This is a genomic window from Luteitalea sp., assembly GCF_044337415.1.
Classification (GTDB): domain Bacteria; phylum Acidobacteriota; class Vicinamibacteria; order Vicinamibacterales; family Vicinamibacteraceae; genus Luteitalea.
In genome coordinates this window covers 1-5,643 of the sequence record NZ_JBIINP010000242.1, presented here as the reverse complement: position 1 = coordinate 5,643, position 5,643 = coordinate 1, and the positions used below count along the sequence as shown (strand labels likewise).

Genomic DNA, 5,643 nt, shown 5'->3' with positions numbered 1-5,643 from the left:
GGTCGCCCCGCGCCTCGGCGATCGGCCCGAGCCGATCGGCCTGTCCGCTGCTGTCCTTGATGCCGATCACGTGGGGCGCGCCCGACAACAGGCGCAGGATCGTGTCGGTGGCCAGCGGTGTGGTGAAGGAGGGCAGGTCGTAGAGCAGGACGGGGCCGCCGATCGCGGCGGCCGTCTCGAGGCAGAAGGCTTCGAGGTCGTCCTGCGTGTACCGGAAGAACAACGGCATCGACAGCAGCACCCCGCGCGCGCCGGCGTCGAGCGCCGCGCGTCCGAGCGGCACCACGTCGGTGGGCGCCGCGGCCCCGATGCCCACCAGCAGGCCCCGGTTGCCGACGCGCCGCACCGCGTGCGCAATCAGCCGGACACGCTCCTCACGCGACGCGTGCGGGTACTCGGCGGTCGCGCCGCCGAGACAGACGCCCTCGACCCCGGCTGCCAGCAGGAGGTCGAGCACGCGGTCGAAGGCGAGCATGTCGATCGCGCCGTCGTCGGTCCGGGGAGTGACTGCCGCGGCGTAGAGGCCGGTGAGGGACGGAGGCCCGGAGGCCTCGATCCCGCTGGGACGTGCGTGCACGACTGTTCCTCGTCTAGAACCAGACCCGCAGGGCCACCTGCAGGATGCGCGGGTCGCTGCCGCCGCCGGCCGCGGACGCGCCGGTGATGCGCCCGAAGTTGGCCGACGAGCGGTTGCCTTCCGGCAGGTTGAAGTTGGTGCGGTTCAGCGCGTTGAACGCCTCGAGCCGGAACTGCGTCCGCAGGCGGTTCGTGATCGTGAAGGTCTTCATCAGGCCGAGGTCCAGCGTCTGGAAGTCTGGCCCGCGCAGCGAGTTGCGCCCGGCGTTGCCGAAGGTGCCGAGGGCGTTGACGGTGAAGGCCGACGTGTTGAACCACTGCGCGATCTGCTCGGACGTCGGCCGGTCGCTCGAGAGGGTCGGGTCTCCCACCCGGTCGGCGAACTGTCCGCCGGTGCCGGAGCGCGCGTTGTCGACGCCGCTGGTGGGGGTGAACGGCTGGCCGCTCATGATCGTGAAGATACCGGTGATGTTCCAGTCGGCCAGCAGGGCGCCCACCAGCGCGTTGTCGTACCGACCCGGGATCTGCCACAGCACCGACGTCACCCAGCGATGCCGGCGGTCGGCATTGGCCGGGCCCCAGTCGTACGACAGGTCGAAGGGGTTGACCGACGTCGAGCCGTTCTGCTTGTTGGCCGAGGTGTTGTCGAAGCTCTTGCTCAGCGTGTAGTTGGACAGAACCGACAGACCGCCGCTGAGGCGCTTGTCGACGGTGATCTGCAGCGAGTGGTACGTCGACTCCCCGAGCGGCTCGATGCTGGTGATGTTGCCGAAGGTGGGGAAGAGGGCCCGGCGCTGGTTGGTCGTGGCCGTCGTGGCGCCGACGCTGTAGATCGCCGGGTTGCGCTCGATGCCGATGGCCAGGCCGTCGCCGTTGGACCCCGCGTACGCGACGCGCAGCATGGTCGACTTGAAGATCTCGCGCTCGCCGGTCACGTGCCACGAGTGCAGCAGGCCGGGGCGCATGTTCTCGGCATAGCTGAACGCGTTGAACGGCAGCACCACGGGCGCGTCGGGCGGCACGTTGAAGATGTCCACCGGGAACGGGTTGGTGCTGCCGGCCCACGTGTTGCGCATGCTGTTGTTGGCATTGCCGTCGACGCGCGCGACGGTGCCGAACGGCCCCTGCGTGGCGGCGCTGTTGGTGGTGATCGTGTTCGGCTTGTCGTAGAACAGCCCGTAGCCGACGCGCAGGCTCGTCTTGCCGTCGCCGGTCACGTCCCACGCGGCGCCGACGCGCGGCGCGAACAGCCCCCAACTGGAGTCGTAGCCGCCATCGGGGAAGCCCGCGTCGCCGGGGTAGAGCATGCCCACCGGCGCGTTGGTGTAGACCTGCGATTCCTGGCCCGGACGGTAGCCGGCGAGGCGCCCGTTGACGTCCGTGTACGGCAGGTTCGGATCCCAGCGCAGGCCGGCCGTGAGCGTGACGCGCGAGTTGAGGCGCCACACGTCCTCGGCGAAGGCCGCCACATAGTGGAAGCGCGTGTTCTTGTACTCGCCCACGCCCTGCTCGAAGGACTGGAACTTGCCGAGCAGGAAGTCGGCCAGCGCGTCGGTCGTGAAGGGGGCGGCGTTGTTGAACGTGTACCGGCCGTTGGCGCGGAAGTTGTTGATGATGTCGCCCTTGCCGTAGCTGTAGTCGATGCCGCCGGTGATCTCGTGGCGGCCCTTCGTCCAGCGCAGCGTGTTCACGAACTGGTACTCGTCGCGGTTGAACTGGTTGGTGTCGCCCGTGTTGATGCCGAACCAGCCGCCGACGTTGAAGAACCACTGCGGATTGGCGTCGTTGTACACGCCCGGGATGCCGATGTCGGCGTACGACGGCGACCTGACCTGGAAGTTGTCGTTGTAGGTCCGGTTGTAGGTGACCACCAGGTTGTTGACCAGCGTCGGCGAGATCACCCAGGTGTCGTTGAGCGAGATGATCTGGTTGTCCCACGTGCGGCCGAACGCGCTGGTGAGCACGTTGGACGGCTCGAGGTACTCCGGCACGGACGCCTTCGAGAGCCAGTAGCGGCCGTACAGGCGGTGGTTGTTGCTGAACGAGTGGTCCATGCGCAGCAGGTACTGGTGGTCGTCGGAGTTGACCGGCCGCGAGTAGCGCAGCGTGTTGACCGGGTCGCCCGGGCGCGGGTTGGGCAGCGGCAGCGACTCGGCCAGGATGCGCGCCGACGTCGGGTCGATGCGGTTGGCCGGGATGATGTTGCCCGGGAACGGCTGGCCCGTCAGCGGGTCGCGGAGCACGCGGGTGTAGCCGGTGAAGTCGCCCGCGCGCTGCGCAGCCGTGGGCACGAGCGCGACGAGGTCGGCCGGCCGCTGATCCTGCAGCGTGCCCTGGTACGAGCCGAAGAAGAACGTCCGGTTCTTGACGATCGGCCCGCCGAAGGTGCCGCCGAACTGCTTGCGCTTCAGGCCATCGTCGATGCCTGGCGTGAAGAAGTTGTTGGCGTTCATCGACGAGTCGCGCAGGTAGCCGAAGCCGAGGCCGCGGAACTGGTTGGTGCCCGAGCGGGTCACCGCGTTGACGATGGCGCCGGCGTTGCGGCCGTACTGCGCGCTGAAGGAGTTGGTCTGCACCGAGAACTCCTGCAGGGCGTCGGGATTGGGCATCGGGTTGGACGCATTGCTGTAGTGGTCGTTGTTCGACCCGCCGTCCATGATGTAGTTGGTCGAGTTGGCGCGGGCCCCGTTGGCCGTGATGCCGCTCGCGCCCGGGTAGGTGGCACCCGACGTCACGTCGGCGCGGACGTCGGGGATCACGCCCGCCACCAGGCTCATCAGCTGCGTCGGGTTGCGGCCGTTCAGCGGCAGTTCCTCGATGCGCTTCTGGTCGACCACGGTCTTCAACGTGCTCGAGACCGTGTCGACCGTCGTGCTGATGCCGCTGACGGTCACCGACTCGGTCAGGTTGCCCACCTTCAGCGCGACGTCGAGACGCACGACCTCACTCACGCGGACGACCACGTCGGGCACCTGGACGGTCTGGAAGCCCGCCAGTTCGAACTGCACCGCGTAGGCGCCGACCGGCAACCCGCGGAGCAGGTACTGGCCGGTCTCGTCCGACACGGCCATCAGGGCCACACCCGTGGCCGTCGCCGTCGCCTTCACCGTGGCGCCGGGCACCAGCGCGCCGTCGCTGTCGCGGATCACGCCCGTGAGCGTGCCCGTCGTGGTTTGCGCCTGCACCGCGCCGACGCCGGCCAGGGCGGCCAGCACGCCTGACAGCAGCACTCGTGTCCAGATCCTGATCATGGGGAGAGTCCTCGAATCGAGAGCGCCTCACACGCGTCCGCTGCATGACGGGAGGGGACATGCGACGGAGGACGGGCCCACCCGTCCTTTTCAGCGTGTCGAGGCGCGGCACCATCAGACTCCCGGTCGTGGGACGTGTCAACTGAAATTTGGGACGGGCGTTCCATTTTTGAAACGAAGCGGTCCGATTGAAAACCACGGGCGGGATCGGCTAGCGTGAGGCCCGCGTGTGCCCGCCCGGCTCGGCGGGTCGCCGCGCTCGGGAGCCGACATGCATCGTCAGGGGAAGGCCGCGGTCCTCGCCGCCGTCGTTGCCGCCACCGCCGGACTGGCCGCCCAGGCGCCGGCCGGCCGTCATCACGCCGAGTTCGTGTTCCCGCTGGAGCACTGGCACAACCATTCCTCGAGCGTCGTCGAGCACCCCGACGGGCACCTGCTCGTCACCTGGTTTCACGGATCCGGCGAGCGGACGGCCGACGACGTCGAACTGCAGTACGCCTGGCAGCGCGCCGGCGCCGCTACCTGGACGGCACCGGCGCGCCTGGCCGACACGCCCGGATATCCCGACACCAACCCCACGTTGTTCGTGGACAGGTCGGCGAAGCTCTGGCTGTTGTGGCCGACCATCCTCGCCAACGAGTGGCACACCGCGCTGATGAAGGTGAAGACCGCGTCGCGCTGGCCCGTGGGGCAGGCCCCTGCCTGGGAGACCAGCGAGGTGATGCACCTGACGCCCGGCGACCGGTTCGCCGACGTGATGCGACGTGACATGGACCGGTTGGCCGCCACGCCGATGGCCGGGCAGGACGCCACGAAGCTGCGGGCCTACGTCGACAAGCTCAAGGCCGACGCCGGCGACAAGCTCACGCGTCGACTCGGCTGGATGACGCGCGTCCATCCCCTCCAACTGGCCGATGGGCGCATCATCGTGCCCCTCTATTCCGACGGGTTCGACTGTTCCCTCATGGCGATCACCGACGATGGCGGCGCCACCTGGGCGGTGAGCGATCCCCTGGTCGGGGGCGCCAACATCCAGCCGGCCCTGGCGCAGCGCCGCGACGGCACCATCGTGGCCTACATGCGCGACAACGGCCCGCCGCCCAAGCGCATCCACGTGAGCGAGTCGCGCGACCGCGGCGAGACATGGTCGCAGGTGCGCGACATGGACCTGGCCAATCCCGGCACCAGCGTCGACGTGGTCGTCCTGAAGAACGGCCACTGGGCGCTCGTCTACAACGATCTCGAGCGCGGCCGGCACAGCCTGGCCGTGTCGCTCTCGACCGACGAAGGCCGCACCTGGACGGCGACGCGCCACCTGGAGCGGGATGCCGACGCGTGGCCCGAGCCCGAGCGCGGGCAGTACCACTACCCCTCGATCCTGCAGACCCGTGACGGCCTCATCCATGTGACCTACAGTTACTTCGCGCCGAAGTCCGAGACGCGGACCGACGCGCAGGGCCGCGCCGTCCGCAAGTCGATCAAGCACGCCGCGTTCGACGAAGCGTGGCTCCGACACGCCGGACGCTGACCGAGAAAGCCGACCCGTTACCCGCTCCCCGTTACCCGCTCCCCGCTACCCGCTACCCGATACCCGCTACCCGTCCATGCTCAACCACCTCCAACCCCGCCCCCTCCGCATCGGCCTCCTCGACTTCGGCGATGGCCGCGACTTCCTCAGCCAGCCGCTCGCCCCCGTGCAGCGGCAGTTCCGCGACGCGCTGGCGGCACGTCTCCGTGCCGATGGCCACGAGGTGGTGCTCGGCGACGACGTCATCTGGCGCAACGACATCGCGGTGCGCAACGGCAAGGCCATGGC

At 69.0% G+C, this 5,643-nt stretch carries 3 protein-coding genes and 1 pseudogene; 2 read left to right on the top strand and 2 right to left on the bottom strand.

All coding sequences use genetic code 11. The annotated features are described in order from the left end of the window. Both ACIRDX_RS20025 and ACIRDX_RS20020 read right to left on the bottom strand, forming a co-directional pair. A partial coding sequence (locus tag ACIRDX_RS20025; RefSeq protein ID WP_396627205.1) for a dihydrodipicolinate synthase family protein occupies window positions 1-577 on the bottom strand: 577 nt, incomplete at its 3' end. Between the two features lie 13 nt (window positions 578-590). Beyond that, the gene (locus tag ACIRDX_RS20020) at window positions 591-3,827 is read right to left on the bottom strand and encodes a carboxypeptidase regulatory-like domain-containing protein (protein ID WP_396627204.1); all 3,237 of its coding nucleotides are present in this window, start codon (window positions 3,825-3,827) and stop codon (window positions 591-593) included. A 271-nt stretch (window positions 3,828-4,098) separates the two neighbouring features. Here ACIRDX_RS20020 and ACIRDX_RS20015 point away from each other — a divergent pair, with 271 nt between their 5' ends. Both ACIRDX_RS20015 and ACIRDX_RS20010 read left to right on the top strand, forming a co-directional pair. Then, on the top strand, window positions 4,099-5,355 hold the full coding sequence (locus ACIRDX_RS20015) for an exo-alpha-sialidase (protein WP_396627203.1): 1,257 nt from the start codon (window positions 4,099-4,101) through the stop codon (window positions 5,353-5,355). Window positions 5,356-5,431: 76 nt separating this feature from the next. Continuing rightward, window positions 5,432-5,643, top strand: a pseudogene (locus ACIRDX_RS20010) (hypothetical protein); the annotation flags it as partial.

What these genes read in the sequence shown, in the direction of transcription:
- ACIRDX_RS20015 (WP_396627203.1), top strand. Translation starts at nt 4,099, where the DNA reads ATGCATCGTCAGGGGAAGGCCGCGGTCCTCGCCGCCGTCGTTGCCGCC.
- ACIRDX_RS20020 (WP_396627204.1), bottom strand. Translation starts at nt 3,827, where the DNA reads ATGATCAGGATCTGGACACGAGTGCTGCTGTCAGGCGTGCTGGCCGCC.